Consider the following 17,474-nt stretch of genomic DNA (forward strand, 5'->3'; position numbering starts at 1 on the left):
CGGATCGCGGTGACCTGCGGATTCGGGCGCTTACACGCGGGCGAACGGCTCTCCCTAGAATTGACCGGTGACCGCCAGCCGCACGACCGCCGCCGACCTGCCCAAGACGTGGGATCCAGGCGCGGCCGAGAGCGCGATCTATCAGAGGTGGGTGGACGCCGGCTACTTCGAGGCGGATGCGACGAGCTCCAAACCCGCGTATTCGATTGTGCTCCCGCCACCGAACGTGACCGGCAGCCTGCACATGGGTCACGCGCTCGAACACACCATGATGGACGCCCTGACCCGCCGCAAGCGCATGCAGGGTTTCGAGGTGCTCTGGCAGCCGGGCATGGACCACGCCGGCATCGCGACCCAGAGCGTGGTGGAAAAGCAGCTGGCGGTCGACGGCAAGACCAAAGAGGACCTGGGCCGCGAACTGTTCCTCGAGAAGGTCTGGGACTGGAAGCGTGAGTCCGGCGGCGCCATCGGCGGCCAGATGCGCCGGCTCGGTGACGGGGTGGACTGGAGTCGTGACCGGTTCACGATGGACGACGGCCTGTCGCGGGCGGTCCGGGCGATCTTCAAGCGGCTCTACGACGCCGGCCTGATCTACCGGGCCGAGCGGCTGGTCAACTGGTCGCCGGTGCTGCAGACGGCGATCTCGGACATCGAGGTCGACTATCAGGAGGTGGAGGGCGAGCTGGTCTCGTTCCGCTACGGATCCATGGACGACGCGCAGCCCCACATCGTGGTCGCCACGACCCGGGTCGAGACGATGTTGGGTGACACCGCCATCGCGGTCCACCCCGACGACGAGCGTTACCGCCACCTGGTCGGCACCAGCCTGCCGCACCCGTTGCTTGAACGGCAGCTCGTGGTGGTCGCCGACGAGCACGTGGATCCTGAATTCGGCACCGGCGCCGTCAAAGTCACCCCCGCACACGACCCGAACGACTTCGAGATCGGGCTGCGCCACCAGCTGCCGATGATCTCGATCATGGACACCAGGGGCCGGATCGCGGACACCGGAACACAATTCGACGGCATGGACCGCTTCGAGGCGCGCGTCGCGGTGCGCGAAGCCCTGGCGGCGCAGGGCCGGGTGGTGGCGGAGAAGCGCCCCTACCTGCACAGCGTCGGCCATTCCGAACGCAGCGGGGAGCCGATCGAGCCGCGGCTGTCCCTGCAATGGTGGGTCCGGGTGGAGTCGCTGGCCAAGGCCGCCGGCGACGCGGTTCGCAACGGCGACACGGTGATTCATCCGACCAGCCTGGAGCCGCGGTGGTTCGCCTGGGTCGACGACATGCACGACTGGTGCATCTCGCGGCAGCTGTGGTGGGGCCATCGCATCCCGATCTGGTACTCCCCGGACGGCGAACAGCGCTGCGTCGGTCCGGACGAAACCCCGCCGGAGGGCTGGGAGCAGGACCCCGACGTGCTGGACACCTGGTTCTCGTCGGCGTTGTGGCCGTTCTCGACGCTGGGCTGGCCGGAGCAGACCCCGGAACTCGAGAAGTTCTATCCGACGAGCGTTCTGGTCACCGGCTACGACATCCTGTTCTTCTGGGTCGCGCGGATGATGATGTTCGGCACCTTCGTCGGCGATGACCGCGCGATCACGCTCGACGGCCGCCGCGGTCCGCAGGTGCCGTTCACCGATGTCTTCCTGCACGGGCTGATCCGTGACGAATCCGGCCGCAAGATGAGCAAATCGAAGGGCAACGTGATCGACCCGCTGGACTGGGTCGAGGCCTTCGGGGCCGACGCGCTGCGGTTCACACTGGCGCGCGGTGCCAGTCCGGGCGGTGATCTGTCCATCGGCGAAGACGCGGTGCGGGGGTCCCGAAGTTTCGTCACCAAATTGTTCAACGCCACCCGGTTCGCGTTGCTCAACGGTGCGAGCCCCGCGGCGCTGCCCGATCTCGCCGACCTGTCCGACGCCGACCGCTGGATCCTCGGACGGTTGGAAGAGGTTCGCGCCGAAGTCGATTCGGCCTTCGATGCATACGAATTCAGCCGCGCATGCGAGGCGCTGTACCACTTCACGTGGGATGAGTTCTGCGACTGGTACGTCGAGCTGGCCAAGACCCAGCTCAACGAAGGCCGCACGCACACCGCCGCCGTGCTGGCCACGGCGCTCGACACGCTCTTGCGGTTGCTGCACCCCGTCATCCCGTTCGTCACCGAAGCGCTGTGGCAAGCACTGACCGGCGGGGAGTCGCTGGTGATCGCCGACTGGCCCACGCCGTCCGGAATTGTGTTGGATCCTGTTGCGGCACAACGGATCAGCGAGACACAGAAGCTGGTCACCGAGATCCGCCGATTCCGCAGCGACCAGGGCCTGGCCGATCGGCAGAAGGTGCCCGCCCAGTTGGCCGGCGGCGGGCGGCTCAGCGCACAGGTGATGGCCCTGACCTCGCTGACCGCGCCCGGTTCTGAGTTCAGGCCCTCGGCGTCCCTCGAGGTCCGGCTCGGGGCTGCCACCGACGTCGTCGAGCTCGACACCTCGGGCACCATCGACGTCGCCGCCGAGCGCCGCCGGCTGGAAAAGGACTTGGCCGCAGCGCAAAGGGAGCTGGCGTCGACCGCAGCCAAACTGGCCAACGGCGAATTCCTGGCCAAGGCGCCGGACAACGTCGTCGCCAAGATTCGCGAACGCCAGCGCGTGGCCCAGGAGGAGACCGAGCGGATCAACGCGAGGTTGGCCGGGCTGCAATGACTTTCGAACCGCCCGAGTGGGGGCCGGTTGGCGGCCCCGAGACGGAAGCGGCGCCCACACCGGATGAGATCGCGTCGCTGCTGCAGGTCGAGCACCTGCTCGACCAGCGCTGGCCGGAGACGAAGATCGAGCCGAGTCTGACGCGCATCAGCGCCTTGATGGACCTGCTCGGCTCACCTCAACTCGGCTATCCGTCGATCCACATCGCGGGCACCAATGGCAAGACCTCGGTGGCGCGGATGGTCGACGCGCTGGTGAGCGCCCTGGGCCGGCGCACCGGCCGTACCACCAGCCCGCACCTCCAATCGGCGATCGAACGCATCGCGATCGACGGCAAACCGATCAGCCCGGCCCGTTACGTGGAGACCTACCGGGAGATCGAGCCGTTCGTCCAGATCATCGACGCGCAGTCGCAAGCCGACGGCGGCCCCGCGATGAGCAAGTTCGAGGTCCTCACCGCGATGGCATTCGCCGCCTTCGCCGACGCGCCGGTGGACGTGGCGGTCGTCGAGGTGGGCATGGGCGGCCGGTGGGACGCCACCAACGTGATCAACGCCCCCGTCGCGGTCATCACCCCGATCGGCATCGACCACGTCGATTACCTCGGCGACGACATCGCCACGATCGCGGGCGAGAAGGCCGGCATCATCACCCGCGCCCCGGACGGCGCGCCGGACACCGTCGCCGTGATCGCGCGTCAGGTCCCGGAGGCGATGGAGGCGCTGCTGGCCCAGACCGTGCGCGCCGACGCGGCGGTGGCCCGCGAGGATTCGGAGTTCGCGGTGCTGGGCCGACAGGTCGCGATCGGCGGCCAGATGCTGCAGCTGCAGGGGCTCGGCGGGGTGTACTCCGATGTCTTCCTGCCCCTGCACGGCGAGCACCAGGCCCACAACGCCGCCGTGGCGCTGGCGGCGGTCGAGGCGTTTTTCGGCGCGGGCGCGCAGCGGCAACTGGACGTCGACGCCGTGCGGGCCGGCTTCGCGGCGGTCGCCAGCCCCGGGCGGCTGGAGCGGCTGCGCAGCGCGCCCACGGTGTTCATCGACGCCGCGCACAATCCGGCGGGCGCGGCCGCGTTGGCGCAGTCGCTGGCCGGCGAGTTCGATTTCCGGTTCCTGGTCGGGGTGCTCAGCGTGATGGCCGACAAGGACGTGGACGGGATCCTCGGCGCGCTCGAGCCGGCGTTCGACGCCGTCGTCGTCACCCACAACGGCTCGCCGCGAGCCATGGACGTGGAGTCGCTGGCGTCGGCGGCGCGGGAGCGGTTCGGCGCCGAGCGGGTGGTGACGGCGGAGAATCTGCGGGACGCGATCGACGCCGCCACCGCGCTGGTCGACTCCGAGATGGCGGGGGTGACGGCCGACAGCGGGAGCCAGGCGTTCTCGGGCACCGGGATCGTCATCACCGGCTCGGTGGTCACCGCGGGCGCCGCGCGGACGCTGTTCGGTCGTGATCCCGCATGACCGACCAGAGCCCCGCGCCGGCCGACCCGTGGAAGGGCTTCGGTGCGGTGATGGCCGCGACGCTGGTCCTGGAGGCGATCGTGGTGTTGCTGGCGATCCCGGTGGTGGGCGCGGTGGGCGGCGGCCTGACGGGTGCGTCGCTGGGCTACCTGATCGGCCTGGCCGTGTCGCTGATCCTGCTCGCCGGCTTTCAGCGGCGGCCCTGGGCGATCTGGGTCAACCTCGGTGCTCAGGTCGTCCTGCTCGCCGGCTTCGCGGTCTATCCGGGTGTGGGGCTGATCGGGGTGCTGTTCACGGCGTTATGGGCGTTGATCGCCTACCTGCGCGCCGAGGTACGGCGGAGGCAAGGGTAGGCGGCGGTGGGGCACTCGTCGCCGGGTGGACCCCTACCGGGTTCTGTACGCTGGCCGCCGTGACCGAACGGACCCTGGTACTGATCAAGCCCGACGGCGTCGAGCGGCGGCTGGTGGGGGAGATCATCGGCCGCATCGAGCGCAAGGGTCTCACCCTCGCGGCCCTGGAACTTCGGCAGGTCGGCGAGGAGCTGGCGGCCCAGCACTACGCCGAGCACGAGGGCAAGCCCTTCTTCGGGTCGCTGCTGGAGTTCATCACGTCGGGACCGGTGGTGGCGGCCATCGTGGAGGGGCCGCGGGCGATCGCGGCGTTCCGGCAGCTCGCGGGTGGCACCGACCCGGTGGACAAGGCCACGCCCGGCACGATTCGTGGCGATTTCGGGCTGGAGACACAGTTCAACCTCGTGCACGGCTCCGATTCGGCGGACTCCGCGAAGCGCGAGATCGCCCTGTGGTTCCCCGGCGCCTGACGCTCGGGGTATCGGGTGCGAGCCGGTTCGGAAAGTGATATGGGATACTGACTGCGGGTGAACGTCGCCGGACCGGCTTCAGACACCCGAATGAAGACTTAGACAAGCGCGACCATGGCCTGTTCGGTGATGTTGCGCCGCATGTCAGGCCGGCATTCAGTACGGCGCCGAGTGGGTTCGACCTGAGCCGCCCGGGGCGAGACCATTGACAAGTTCGGGGAGAAGTAACCCGGGCACATAGCGAAGCCCTCGCGTGGCCGCGTCGAAAGACGCGCCCGGGGGCTAAAGGAGAATACGTGGTAGACGGTGCACCACCTACGGAGTCATCACAACAGCCGGGCCGGCATGACGACCTGCCGGACCGCCTGAGGGTCCACCAACTGGCGAGGGCGCTGGGCAGCACCAACAAAGAGGTGCTCGAGGCGCTGATCGCGCTCGACGGGCGCGCCCGCAACGTGCATTCCGGCGTTGACCGCGAGGACGCCTTGAAGGTGCGAGACGTGTTGTTCGCCAAGCCTTTACAGGCCGTTCCGGGCTTCGGTGCGCCGCCCCTGCCGGCCGCGGAACCACCAAGCGTGGGCGACCGGCCGCATTACATGCCGCTGTTCGTCGCCCCGCAGCCGCGAGACGCCGAAGAGGAGAGCGACAGCGCAGACGACTCCGACGATGCCGACGACTCCGACGACGACGGTGATGACGGCGAGGACGGCGACGACGGCGACCAGGCCGACCGCCCGGCGGGCCGCCGTCGGCGCCGGGGGCGCCGGGGACGCGGCCGCGGACGGGGTGAACAGGGCGGGCCGGACGGCCAGGGCGACGGCGGTGACGACTCGGACGGCCGGCAGCGGACCCAGAGGGGCTCTTCGGAATCGGACGACGAGGACGACGACTCCGACGACTCCGAGGACGACTCCGACACCGGCGACGACTCGTCGGACACCGCCAGTCGCCGCCGGCGCCGGCGCCGGCGCCGCAAGACGGGCTCCGGTGACGACAACGAAGACGGCCCGTCGCCCGACGACCCGCCCAACACGGTGGTGCACGAGCGGCCGTCGCGCGGCGGCAAGAACGGCAAGGCCGACGGCGACTCGGCCAGCGAGATCAAAGGCATCGACGGCTCGACCCGGCTGGAGGCTAAGCGTCAGCGCCGCCGGGACGGCCGCGACGCCGGGCGCCGCCGCCCGCCGGTCCTGACCGAGGCGGAGTTCCTGGCGCGCCGCGAGGCCGTCGACCGCCTCATGGTGGTGCGCGACCGGGTCCGCACCGAGCCGCCGCATCAGGGAGCGCGCTATACCCAGATCGCGGTGCTCGAGGACGGCATCGTCGTCGAGCACTTCGTGACCTCGGCGGCCTCGGCCTCGCTGGTCGGCAACATCTACCTGGGCATCGTGCAGAACGTGCTGCCGTCGATGGAGGCGGCGTTCGTCGACATCGGCCGCGGCCGCAACGGTGTGCTCTACGCCGGCGAGGTCAACTGGGAGGCCGCGGGACTGGGCGGGTCGGACCGCAAGATCGAACAGGCGCTGCGACCCGGCGACTACGTCGTCGTCCAGGTCAGCAAGGACCCGGTCGGGCACAAGGGCGCGCGGCTGACCACCCAGGTGTCGCTGGCGGGGCGCTACCTGGTCTACGTGCCGGGCGCGTCGTCGACCGGCATCAACCGCAAGCTGCCCGACACGGAACGCCAACGGCTCAAGGAGATCCTGCGCGAAGTGGTCCCGTCCGACGCCGGGGTGATCATCCGCACCGCCTCCGAGGGTGTCAAAGAGGACGACATCCGCAAGGACGTCACCCGTCTGCAGGAGCGCTGGCAGCAGATCGAGGCCAAGGCGGTCGAGACCAAGCAGAAGGCCTCCGGCGCCGCCATCGCGCTCTACGAGGAGCCCGATGTGCTGGTCAAGGTCATCCGCGACCTGTTCAACGAGGACTTCGGCGGACTGGTGGTGTCCGGGGACGACGCCTGGACGACCATCACCGAGTATGTGAATTCCGTTGCGCCCGAACTGGTTTCCAAACTGACCAAATACGAGCCGCCCGCGGGCCCGGACGGCCGGCCGGGGCCCGACGTGTTCGCGGTGCACCGCATCGACGAGCAACTCGCCAAGGCGATGGAGCGCAAAGTGTGGCTGCCCTCGGGCGGCACCCTGGTCATCGACCGGACCGAGGCGATGACGGTTGTCGACGTCAACACCGGCAAGTTCACCGGGTCGGGGGGCAACCTCGAGCAGACCGTCACCAAGAACAACCTGGAGGCGGCTGAAGAGATCGTCCGGCAGTTGCGGCTGCGCGACATCGGCGGCATCGTCGTCATCGACTTCATCGACATGGTGCTCGAGTCCAACCGCGACCTGGTGTTGCGGCGGCTGACCGAGGCGCTGGCCCGCGACCGCACCCGCCATCAGGTCTCCGAGGTCACCTCGCTGGGCCTGGTGCAGCTGACCCGCAAGCGGCTGGGGACCGGGCTCATCGAGGCGTTCTCGACCTCGTGCCCCAACTGCGGCGGCCGCGGAATCCTGCTGCAAGCCGATCCGGTGGACTCAGCCCCGGCGAACGGGCGCAAGTCCGAGTCCGGCGGCGGCCGCCGGGGCCGGCGGTCCAAGAAGAGCAAGACCGAGGAGCCGGTGGTGGCCAAGGTCCCGGTGCACGCTCCCGGCGAGCACCCCATGTTCAAGGCGATGGCGGCGGGTTCGTCCACTCCGGACCACGATGACGAGGACTCCGACGAATCGGTCGAGGAAACCAACGGCGAGGCCGACGAACGCGCGCTGGCCGGCGTTCCCGGTGACGGCGATGACGCCGACCGTGACGACTTCGACGACTCCGACGACGACTCCGACGCGGACGACGAGGACGACACCGACGACATCGACCTCGACGACGACCTCGAGGACGACGAGGACGACGAGGACGACGAGGACGACCTCGAGCTGGACGACGACGATGACGATCTGGACGACGAGGACTCCGACGACGGGGGGCCGGGCAACTCCGGGCCGCCGTTCGGGCGCCCGCGCCGGCGGCGCGCGGCGGGCCGGCCCGCGGGTCCGCCGATCCACGCGGACTGACCTGCGGTTACGGCGAACCGGCCGGTGGCGAGCCGGTTTGACCCTGTAGCCGCTGGTCACGTACCCTTGGACAGTTGTCATCCGGCAGGCGACTGGGCTAGCCGGAAGGCAGCGGGACCGCCGGTCCCGGGTTCCCGCCGGGCGCGGACCCGCAACCCAGACCCACACGAGCAGCTCGGTGGTTCGCGCGCGAACCGCCGGGGAGCAGCCAAGAAAGAAGGCAGGAGCAACGATGGCGACCTATGCAATCGTCAAGACGGGCGGCAAGCAGTACAAGGTCGCCGTCGGTGACGTGGTCAAGGTCGAGAAACTCGACTCCGAGCCGGGCTCCAACGTGTCGCTGCCGGTCACCTTGGTGGTCGACGGCGCGCAGGTGACCACCGACGCGGGTGCGCTGGCCAAGGTCGCGGTCACCGGCGAGGTGCTCGAGCACACCAAGGGCCCCAAGATCCGGATCCACAAGTTCAGGAACAAGACCGGCTACCACAAGCGTCAGGGACACCGTCAGCAGCTGACGGTCCTGAAGGTCACCGGGATCAAGTAGCAGAGGACCACAGCAATGGCACACAAGAAGGGCGCATCCAGCTCCCGCAACGGTCGCGACTCCGCCGCTCAGCGGCTGGGCGTCAAGCGCTTCGGCGGTCAGATCGTCAAGGCCGGTGAGATCCTCGTCCGCCAGCGCGGCACCAAGTTCCACCCCGGCGTCAACGTCGGGCGGGGCGGCGACGACACGCTGTTCGCCAAGGAAACCGGTGCGGTCGAGTTCGGCGTCAAGCGCGGGCGCAAGACCGTCAGCATCGTCGCGGCCGGACAAGCCACCGACTGAGCATGGTGAGTGTGTGCCCGGATCGGCGGGCACACGCTGAGAGGAAGCCCGATGCCTCGGTTCGTTGATCGGGTCGTCATCCACGCACGCGCGGGTTCCGGCGGTAACGGCTGCGCGTCGGTCCATCGCGAGAAGTTCAAGCCGCTGGGCGGCCCCGACGGCGGCAACGGTGGCCGCGGCGGCAGCATCGTCTTCGTCGTCGACCCGCAGGTGCACACGCTGCTGGACTTCCATTTCCATCCGCACGTCACCGCCCCCTCGGGCAAACAGGGGATGGGCAGCAACCGGGACGGCGCCGCGGGGGCCGACCTGGAAGTCAAAGTGCCCGACGGCACCGTGGTGCTCGACGAGAACGGCCGGATGCTGGCCGACCTGGTGGGCGCGGGCACTCGGTTCGAGGCCGCGGCCGGTGGCCGCGGTGGGCTGGGCAACGCCGCGCTCGCGTCGCGCGCTCGCAAAGCGCCCGGTTTCGCGCTGCTGGGCGAGCAGGGCGAGACGCGCGACCTGACGCTCGAGCTCAAGATGGTCGCCGACGCGGGACTGATCGGTTTCCCGTCCGCGGGCAAGTCGTCGCTGGTTTCCGCGATCTCGGCGGCCAAACCGAAGATCGCCGACTACCCCTTCACCACGCTGGTCCCCAACCTCGGTGTGGTCTCGGCGGGTGAGCACACCTTCACCGTCGCCGATGTGCCCGGCCTGATCCCGGGCGCGTCCCGCGGCCGCGGCCTGGGCCTGGATTTCCTGCGCCACATCGAGCGGTGCGCGGTGCTGGTGCACGTCGTCGACTGCGCCACCGCCGAACCGGGCCGCGACCCGATCTCCGACATCGACGCGCTCGAAGCCGAGCTCGCGGCCTACACACCCACCCTGCAGGGTGACACCACGCTGGGCGACCTCGCCGAGCGGCCGCGCGCGGTGGTGCTCAACAAGATCGACGTGCCGGAGGCGCGCGAGCTCGCCGAGTTCGTCCGCGACGAGGTCGCCGAGCGCGGGTGGCCCGTGTTCGCGGTCTCCACCGTCACCCGAGAAGGCCTGCAGCCGTTGATCTTCGGGCTGTGGGAGATGATCTCTTCGTACAACGCCGCGCGGCCGCAGGCCGTGCCCCGTCGGCCGGTGATCCGTCCGGTGCCCGTCGACGACAGCGGCTTCACGGTTGCGCCGGACCCGCTGGAGGCGGGCGCTTTCGTCGTCAGCGGCGCCCGTCCGGAACGCTGGGTTCGCCAGACCAACTTCGACAACGACGAAGCCGTGGGATACCTCGCCGACCGCCTGGCGCGGCTGGGCGTCGAGGAGGAGTTGTTGCGGCTGGGTGCACAGTCCGGGTGCGCGGTGACGATCGGCGAGATGACCTTCGATTGGGAGCCGCAAACCCCCGCCGGACAGCAGGTCGCGATGTCGGGCCGGGGCACCGACGCGCGGCTGGAGCGCAGCGAGCGGGTGGGCGCGGCCGAACGCAAGGTGGCCCGCCGCCGGCGTCGCCGGCGCGATGACGGCTCTGCGGATTCATGACCACTCAGCGCGATGCCGTCAGGACGGCCCGCAGCCTCGTGGTCAAGGTCGGGACGAACGCGCTGACGACGCCGTCCGGGGTCTTCGACGCCGGGCGGTTGGCTGGACTGGCCGACGCGATCGAGGCGCGGATGAAGGCCGGCACCGACGTCGTCATCGTGTCCTCGGGCGCCATCGCTGCGGGCATCGAACCGCTCGGATTGCCCCGTCGCCCACAGGATCTGGCGACCAAGCAGGCCGCGGCCAGCGTCGGGCAGGTCGCGCTGGTGAACTCCTGGAGCGCCGCATTCGCCAGGTACGGCCGCACGGTGGGGCAGGTGTTGCTGACCGCGCACGACATCTCGATGCGGGCCTCGCACACCAACGCCCAGCGCACCCTGGACCGGCTGCGGGCGCTGCACGCGGTGGCGATCGTCAATGAGAACGACACGGTGGCCACCAACGAGATCCGGTTCGGTGACAACGACCGGCTCTCGGCGCTGGTGGCTCACCTGGTCGGCGCCGAGGCCTTGGTGCTCCTGTCCGACATCGACGGGCTCTACGACTGCGACCCTCGAAAGTCGAAGGGCGCGAAGTTCATTGCGGAGGTTTCCGGTGCCGCGGACCTCGACGGCGTGGTCGCCGGGCCCGGCAGCAGCCTGGGCACCGGGGGTATGGCGTCGAAGATGTCGTCGGCGCTGCTGGCCGCCGACGCCGGGGTGCCCGTGCTGCTCGCGGCCGCGACAGACGCCGCCGCCGCGCTGACCGACGCCTCGGTGGGCACGGTGTTCGCGGCGCGCCCGGACCGGATGTCGGCCCGCCGGTTCTGGCTGCGCTACGCCGCGGAGGCCGCCGGCTCCCTGACCCTCGACGACGGCGCGGTCCGCGCGGTGGTGCGGCAGCGCCGCTCGCTGCTGGCCGCGGGCATCACCGCGGTGTCGGGCCGGTTCTACGGCGGCGACGTCGTCGAGTTGCGCGGGCCGGATGCCACGATGGTCGCCCGCGGTGTCGTCGCCTACGACGCGGCCGAGCTCGCGTCGATGATGGGCCGGTCGACCTCGGAGCTGCCCGGCGAGCTGCGCCGGCCCGCGGTGCACGCCGACGACCTCGTCGCGGTGTGAATCAGGCGCCCGGTGTTCCTGCCTTTTCCAGATACAGTGCACCCCAGACAATTTCGGCCAGGGTGGTGGCCAGCTCGCCGTCGTAGTCCGCGGACTGCGCGGGCAGGTTCTGCTGGCACGCGCGTTCCACCATCCACGTCAGCGCGCTGGCGGTGGTGGCCGCGGGCAGGCTGCGGCGGATCGAGCCGTCGGCGTGGCCGTCGGCGATGACGCGGGCGAGCTGTCCGGAGATGCCGGTCAGCAGGTCGCGGTAGATGTGCACCGTCGGCGGGTCGTAGGCGGCCATCTCGTTGAGCGCGACGAGCACCGCCTGGTGCCGCCGGTAGCTGGCGATGATGGCGGTCATCGCCGCCCGGACGTCGTCGGGGTTGCGCCGGCCGGCGACGCCCCACCAGCGCTGTGCGCCGGCGGCGAGGTCGCCGAACACCTCACCGGCGAGGCGGCGCAGCAGGTGTCCCTTGTCCTCGAAGTAGATGTAGAAGCTGGCGCGCGAGATGCCGGCCTCGGTCGACAGCCGGTCGACGCTGAGCTCGGTGAAGCTGGCGCCGTCGCGCATCAGCCGCTCGGTGGCTTCGAGTAGCCGGCGTTCCATCTGCTCGCGCCGCTGCTCGCGGCCGGCCTGCGGCTTCCGGGTGACCGACGGCATGCCGGGAGCATAGCGGCTCCTTCGACATGTTGACTAGACGTTCTGTCTAAGCATAGTGTCGATCCGGATGTGTGACGGGGGTCATAAGGCGGTGGAGGAGCGACGATGACAGCCACGACGCGCGAGCCGGGCAGCCGCGCCTACGACGAGATCGACCTGTCGTCGCGGGCGTTCTGGTCCACCACGGCGGCCGAGCGGGAGCGCTCGTTCGCGGTCCTGCGGGCAAAGCGGCCGGTGAGCTGGCATCCCCCGGTCCAGGACGCACTCCTGCACGATCCCGCGGACCCCGGCTACTGGGCGATCACCCGCCGCGAGGACATCGTCGCCGTGAGCCGCAACAACGAGGTGTTCGTGTCGGGGCGCGGGGTCATGTTCGAGAACATCCCCGTCGAACTGCTCGAGGCGTCGCAGTCCTTCCTGGCGATGGACCCGCCGCGACACACGAAGCTGCGCAAGCTGGCCAGCGCCGCGTTCACCCCGAGACAGGTCCGCCGCATCGAGGACTCGATCCGGGCCAACGCGAGGGCGATAGTCGACGAGCTGAAGACCGCGGGCAGCGGCGCCGACTTCGTCGACCGCTGCGCCAAGGAACTGCCGATCCGCACGCTGTCGGACATGGTCGGCATCCCCGAGTCGGAGCGTCAGCGCGTCGCGCAGGCAGCCGACGCGCTGGTGTCCAGTGGCGACCCCGTCTACCTCGACGGACGCAACCCGCTGGAGGTCCTGGTCGAAAACCAGACCTATCTGCACTCGGTTGCGGGCATGCTGGCCGCGCAGCGACGCGAACACCCCGGTGACGACCTGATCAGCAGCCTGGTGCATGCCGAGGTGGATGGCGACCGGTTGTCCGACGCGGAGGTGGCCGCGTTCTTCGTGTTGCTGGCGGTGGCCGGCAACGACACCACCCGCCAGACCGCCAGCCACGCGCTCAAGGCGCTCACCGATTTCCCGGCGCAGCGGGCATGGCTGCGCGGGGCGTTCGAGGATCGCATCGGCACCGCTGTCGAGGAATTCATCCGGTGGGCCACCCCGGTCATGACGTTCCGCCGCACGGCCGCAGCGGATTTCGAGCTGGGCGGCCAAAAGATAAGGGCGGGGGAGAAGGTCGTGATGTTCTATTCGTCGGGCAATTGGGACACCGCGGCGTTCGACCATCCCGAACGGTTCGATCTGCGCCGCAACCCGAACCCGCATCTCGGCTTCGGGGGCGGCGGCGTGCACTTCTGCCTGGGCGCGCACGTGGCCCGGGCCCAGTTGCGCGCGCTCTTCGGCGAATTGCTGCGTCAGCTGCCGGACATCCGGGCCGGGGAACCGGCCTACGTGCCGGGCAACTTCATCCACGCCATTCGCAGCATGCCCTGCGCGTTCTGACGCGTTCTAGAGCCGGGCCACCGGCACCAACTCGTCGAGCAGCAACGCCAGCAGCTCCGAGCAGCCCCCGTCGACTTTGACGGTGGCCAAATGGTCGCCGCGGGTCCGGCCGCGGTTGACGATCGCCACCGGCATGCCGCGGGCCGCGGCGTGCCGCACGAAACGATAGCCGGAGAACACCGTCAGCGACGAGCCGGCGACCAGCAGCGCGTCCGCGCCATCCACCAGTGAAAACGCTTGGTCGACAGTTTCTTTGGGCACGCTCTCGCCGAAGTAGACGATGTCGGGCTTGAGCATTCCGCCGCAGTGCGGGCAGTCCAGATAGCGAAACGACGTGGTGTCGCCGACCACGGCGTCTGCGTCGGGAGCCACCGCCAGCCCACCGACTTTCGCGGCACGCTCGATGAATCCCGGGTTGAGCGCCTCGAGTTCGTCGGCCAGCGCGGCGCGGCTCATCGTGTGGCCGCAGCTCAGGCAGACCACCCGCGCGTAGGTGCCGTGCAGGTTGACGACGTTTCGGGCACCGGCCTTGGTGTGCAGCAGGTCAACGTTCTGGGTGATGACGCCGCTGACCACACCGGCGCGTTCGAGCGCGGCCAGCGCGCGGTGTCCGGGGTTGGGCAGGGTGTCGTCCATGTGCCGCCAACCGACGTGGTTGCGCGCCCAGTACCGCTGCCGGAACAGTGGATCCGAGGTGAACTGCCGGATGGTCATGGGGTTGCTGGGCGGCGAGTCGGGGCCCCGGTAGTCGGGGATGCCGGAGTCGGTGGAGATCCCCGCGCCGGTCAGCACCGCGACGCGCCGGCAGGCCAGCAGCGCGATCAGCTCAGGTGATTCTGCGCTGCGGTCCCTCACCCCACCCAGGGTACGTACCCGGCGGACGGTCAGAGGCAGTCTCCGACGGTGCACAGCTCGGCGGACATGTTGCTCTCCATCATCCGCAACGCCGCCGCGCCCAGTTCGGCATCGATGTGGGCGACCGCGTCGGTCGGGATCACGACGGGGAAGTGGCGCACATAGGCGTCCAGGGCGGAGTAGAGGATGCACTGCTCGGTGACCTGACCGGTCAGGATCAACCGCTTGGTGCCGAGCCGGTTCAGCAGGTACCCCAGGGCCGTGGAGTAGAACGCGCTGTGCCGGACCTTGGTCATGACCCGGCACGCATCGCCCGGCACGATCGGCTCCACCAGGTCGGGTCGCGCGCCTTCGCACGCCGTGCGCACGATGTCGGAGAACTGCGCGGTGAAGTCGCCGTAGTTGTCGTTGGCGTAGATCAGGTCCACGTCGTCGGACTCGCGCGCGCGGCGGATGAGTTCGGTCAGCGGGTCGATGATCTTGGCGACATTGGGTATCAACTCTTCGGCGTCGGGATGCTGATAGCTGTTCATCATGTCGATCACCAAGACGGCAGTGTCGCTCATGGCTGGATTGATACCCGGCGGTCACGAGTTGACACGTGACAGGCGACAATGGAAGGGCCATGGACTTTTACAACGCTTACAGCCAGGGTTACGTCCGGGTCGCCGCGTGCACCGATCGCGTCGCGATCGGTGACCCGGCGGCCAATGCGGCGTCGGTCCTGCGGCTGGCGCGCGAATGCCACGACGACGGCGTCGCGGTGGCCGTCTTCCCCGAGCTGACGCTGTGCGGGTACTCCATCGAAGACATCGTCTTGCAGGACGTGTTGCTCGACGACGTCGAAGCTGCCGTCGCCCAGATCGTCTCGTCGTCCACCGAGCTGCTGCCGGTCCTGGTCGTCGGTGCCCCGCTGCGGCACCGGCACCGCATCTACAACACCGCGGTGGTGATCCATCGCGGCGCGGTGCTGGGGGTGGCGCCCAAGTCGTACCTGCCGACCTACCGGGAGTTCTACGAGCGCCGCCAGATCGCGCCGGGAGACGACGAGCGCGGCGTGATCCGCATCGGCGGGATCGAGGCGCCGTTCGGCCCCGACCTGCTGTTCGCCGCCGCCGACCTACCCGGTCTCGTGCTGCACGTCGAGATCTGCGAGGACATGTTCGTGCCGATCCCGCCCAGCGCCGAGGCGGCCCTGGCCGGTGCGACGGTGCTGGCCAACCTGTCCGGCAGCCCGATCACCATCGGGCGCTCCGAGGACCGCAAACTGCTGGCCCGCTCCGCGTCGGCGCGGTGCCTGTCCGCCTACGTCTACGCGGCGGCGGGCGAGGGCGAGTCGACCACCGACCTGGCCTGGGACGGCGAGACGATGATCTGGGAGAACGGCGCGCTGCTCGCCGAGTCCGAGCGATTCCCCAAGGGGGAGCGGCGCAGCGTCGCCGACGTCGACACCGAGCTCCTGCGCTCCGAACGGCTGCGCATGGGGACCTTCGACGACAACCGGCGCCACCACCGCGGCTCGGCGGAGTCGTTCCGGCGCATCGAATTCCGGCTCGACCCACCCTCCGGCGACATCGGCCTGCGCCGGACGGTCGAGCGCTTCCCGTTCGTCCCCGCGAATCCGCAACGGCTGCAGCAAGATTGCTACGAGGCGTACAGCATCCAGGTCGCGGGGCTGGAGCAACGGTTGCGCGCGCTGCATTACCCCAAGGTCGTCATCGGCATCTCCGGTGGACTGGACTCGACGCACGCGCTGATCGTCGCCGCCCGCGCGATGGATCGCGAAGAGCGCCCGCGCGCAGACATTCTGGCGTTCACGCTGCCCGGTTTCGCGACGGGCGAGCGCACCAAGCGCAATGCGATCGAACTGTGCCGCGCGCTCGGGGTCACGTTCGCCGAGATCGACATCACCGAGACGGCGAAGCTGATGCTCAAGGAGATCGACCACCCGTTCGCACGCGGGGAGAAGGTCTACGACGTCACCTTCGAGAACGTGCAGGCCGGTCTGCGCACCGACTACCTCTTCCGGCTGGCCAACCAGCGCGGCGGCATCGTGCTGGGCACCGGCGACCTCTCCGAGTTGGGGCTGGGCTGGTCGACCTACGGTGTCGGCGACCAGATGTCGCACTACAACGTCAACGCGGGGGTGCCCAAGACGCTGATCCAGCACCTGATCCGCTGGGTCATCTCGTCCGGTCAGTTCGAGCCGGAGGTGTGCGAGGTGCTGCAATCCGTGCTCGACACCGAGATCACCCCGGAGCTGGTCCCCAGCGGCGAGGAGGAAGAGCTGCAGAGCAGCGAGGCCAAGGTCGGCCCGTTCGCGCTGCAGGACTTCTCGCTGTTCCATGTGCTGCGCTACGGGTTCCGGCCCTCGAAGATAGCGTTCCTGGCCTGGCACGCCTGGCGGGATCCCGAGGCGGGAAAGTGGCCGCCCGGCTTCCCCGAGGACAAGCGGCCGTCCTACTCGCTCAAGGAGATTCGGCACTGGATGGCCGTCTTCGTGCAGCGGTTCTACTCGTTCAGCCAATTCAAGCGCTCGGCCCTGCCGAACGGCCCCAAGGTGTCCTACGGAGGCTCGTTGTCGCCGCGCGGGGATTGGCGCGCGCCGTCGGACATGCCGGCGCGCATCTGGCTCGACGAGATCGAACGGGAAGTGCCCGACGAGTGACGCCGGCCGCGCTGAGCACGACGGGTTAGGCCCGTGCGCGGCGCCAGCCCTGATACTGCAGTTCGGCGAACACCAGGGTGTACACGCCGGACGCCAGTGTGCCGGCCACTCCGAAGGTGGTCAACGGGAAGACGTGCTCGAGCACCAGAACCACGGCGGCCACCGTGAAGAGCAGGTTGGCGACCACGACGCCGAGCCCGGTCCTGCGCACGGACGGCAGCGCGGCCAACCCCAGCACGACCGTCCCGTAGGCGATCAGGAAGCCGGCCAGACCGTATTCGAATGCTTCGGTGGTGCCCGACTTTCGCGCCAGCCATCCGGCCAGCGGGACGCCGACTATGCCGGCGAGGCCGCTGATGACGGCGTCGGCCCGCATTGTCAGGCGCAGAAGAGCGTCGCCGGTGCTGGTGCGGTCGGTGGTGATGGCGGACATGGTCTTCCTTTCGACGG

15 protein-coding genes are annotated in these 17,474 nt (G+C 69.5%); 11 read left to right on the plus strand and 4 right to left on the minus strand.

Features of this window, described 5'->3' with window-relative positions; all coding sequences use genetic code 11:
- The first annotated feature begins 67 nt into the window (after window positions 1-67).
- From G6N48_RS02325 to proB, 9 genes are all read left to right on the plus strand, one after another.
- Window positions 68-2,701: a valine--tRNA ligase gene (locus G6N48_RS02325; protein ID WP_085267301.1), complete on the plus strand. Its 2,634-nt coding sequence runs from the start codon at window positions 68-70 to the stop codon at window positions 2,699-2,701.
- Window positions 2,698-4,161 carry a bifunctional tetrahydrofolate synthase/dihydrofolate synthase gene (gene folC / locus G6N48_RS02330; protein WP_085267302.1) on the plus strand — a complete coding sequence of 488 codons (1,464 nt, stop codon included), beginning with the start codon at window positions 2,698-2,700 and terminating at the stop codon, window positions 4,159-4,161. The genes G6N48_RS02325 and folC overlap by 4 nt, the downstream gene beginning before the upstream one ends.
- Window positions 4,158-4,514 (plus strand): DUF4233 domain-containing protein, encoded by a 357-nt coding sequence (locus G6N48_RS02335; RefSeq protein WP_085267303.1) that lies wholly within the window; start codon window positions 4,158-4,160, stop codon window positions 4,512-4,514. The genes folC and G6N48_RS02335 overlap by 4 nt, the downstream gene beginning before the upstream one ends.
- A gap of 59 nt (window positions 4,515-4,573) precedes the next feature.
- The gene (gene ndk / locus G6N48_RS02340; RefSeq protein WP_085267304.1) at window positions 4,574-4,984 is read left to right on the plus strand and encodes a nucleoside-diphosphate kinase; all 411 of its coding nucleotides are present in this window, start codon (window positions 4,574-4,576) and stop codon (window positions 4,982-4,984) included.
- Between the two features lie 296 nt (window positions 4,985-5,280).
- Window positions 5,281-8,049 (plus strand): Rne/Rng family ribonuclease, encoded by a 2,769-nt coding sequence (locus G6N48_RS02345; protein ID WP_085267305.1) that lies wholly within the window; start codon window positions 5,281-5,283, stop codon window positions 8,047-8,049.
- 232 nt (window positions 8,050-8,281) lie between these two features.
- Window positions 8,282-8,593, plus strand: coding sequence for a 50S ribosomal protein L21 (gene rplU, locus G6N48_RS02350; RefSeq protein ID WP_085267306.1), 312 nt, complete (start codon window positions 8,282-8,284; stop codon window positions 8,591-8,593).
- Between the two features lie 15 nt (window positions 8,594-8,608).
- Entirely contained in the window at window positions 8,609-8,875 is a 267-nt protein-coding gene (rpmA, locus tag G6N48_RS02355) for a 50S ribosomal protein L27 (protein ID WP_085267307.1), read from the plus strand.
- 51 nt (window positions 8,876-8,926) lie between these two features.
- The gene (gene obgE / locus G6N48_RS02360; RefSeq protein WP_085267308.1) at window positions 8,927-10,384 is read left to right on the plus strand and encodes a GTPase ObgE; all 1,458 of its coding nucleotides are present in this window, start codon (window positions 8,927-8,929) and stop codon (window positions 10,382-10,384) included.
- Entirely contained in the window at window positions 10,381-11,484 is a 1,104-nt protein-coding gene (proB, locus tag G6N48_RS02365) for a glutamate 5-kinase (RefSeq protein WP_085267309.1), read from the plus strand. Before obgE ends, proB begins: the two co-directional genes overlap by 4 nt.
- A gap of 1 nt (window position 11,485) precedes the next feature.
- Here proB and G6N48_RS02370 read toward each other — a convergent pair whose 3' ends face one another.
- Complete coding sequence (locus tag G6N48_RS02370; RefSeq protein ID WP_085267310.1) at window positions 11,486-12,130, minus strand: TetR/AcrR family transcriptional regulator; 645 nt, start codon at window positions 12,128-12,130, stop codon at window positions 11,486-11,488.
- Between the two features lie 105 nt (window positions 12,131-12,235).
- Here G6N48_RS02370 and G6N48_RS02375 point away from each other — a divergent pair, with 105 nt between their 5' ends.
- Complete coding sequence (locus G6N48_RS02375) at window positions 12,236-13,501, plus strand: cytochrome P450 (RefSeq protein WP_085267311.1); 1,266 nt, start codon at window positions 12,236-12,238, stop codon at window positions 13,499-13,501.
- Window positions 13,502-13,507: 6 nt separating this feature from the next.
- Here the strand turns inward: G6N48_RS02375 and G6N48_RS02380 are convergent, their stop codons facing one another.
- Entirely contained in the window at window positions 13,508-14,356 is an 849-nt protein-coding gene (locus G6N48_RS02380; protein ID WP_085267312.1) for an NAD-dependent protein deacetylase, read from the minus strand.
- 29 nt (window positions 14,357-14,385) lie between these two features.
- The gene (locus G6N48_RS02385) at window positions 14,386-14,922 is read right to left on the minus strand and encodes a cysteine hydrolase family protein (RefSeq protein ID WP_085267313.1); all 537 of its coding nucleotides are present in this window, start codon (window positions 14,920-14,922) and stop codon (window positions 14,386-14,388) included.
- Window positions 14,923-14,981: 59 nt separating this feature from the next.
- Between G6N48_RS02385 and G6N48_RS02390 the strand changes: the two genes are divergently transcribed.
- Entirely contained in the window at window positions 14,982-17,024 is a 2,043-nt protein-coding gene (locus G6N48_RS02390; RefSeq protein ID WP_085267314.1) for an NAD(+) synthase, read from the plus strand.
- Between the two features lie 25 nt (window positions 17,025-17,049).
- Here G6N48_RS02390 and G6N48_RS02395 read toward each other — a convergent pair whose 3' ends face one another.
- A complete protein-coding gene (locus G6N48_RS02395; RefSeq protein ID WP_085267338.1) occupies window positions 17,050-17,457 on the minus strand; it encodes a hypothetical protein in 408 nt (135 codons plus the stop codon).
- Window positions 17,458-17,474 lie beyond the last annotated feature (17 nt).

This window comes from Mycobacterium parmense (genome assembly GCF_010730575.1).
GTDB lineage: Bacteria > Actinomycetota > Actinomycetes > Mycobacteriales > Mycobacteriaceae > Mycobacterium > Mycobacterium parmense.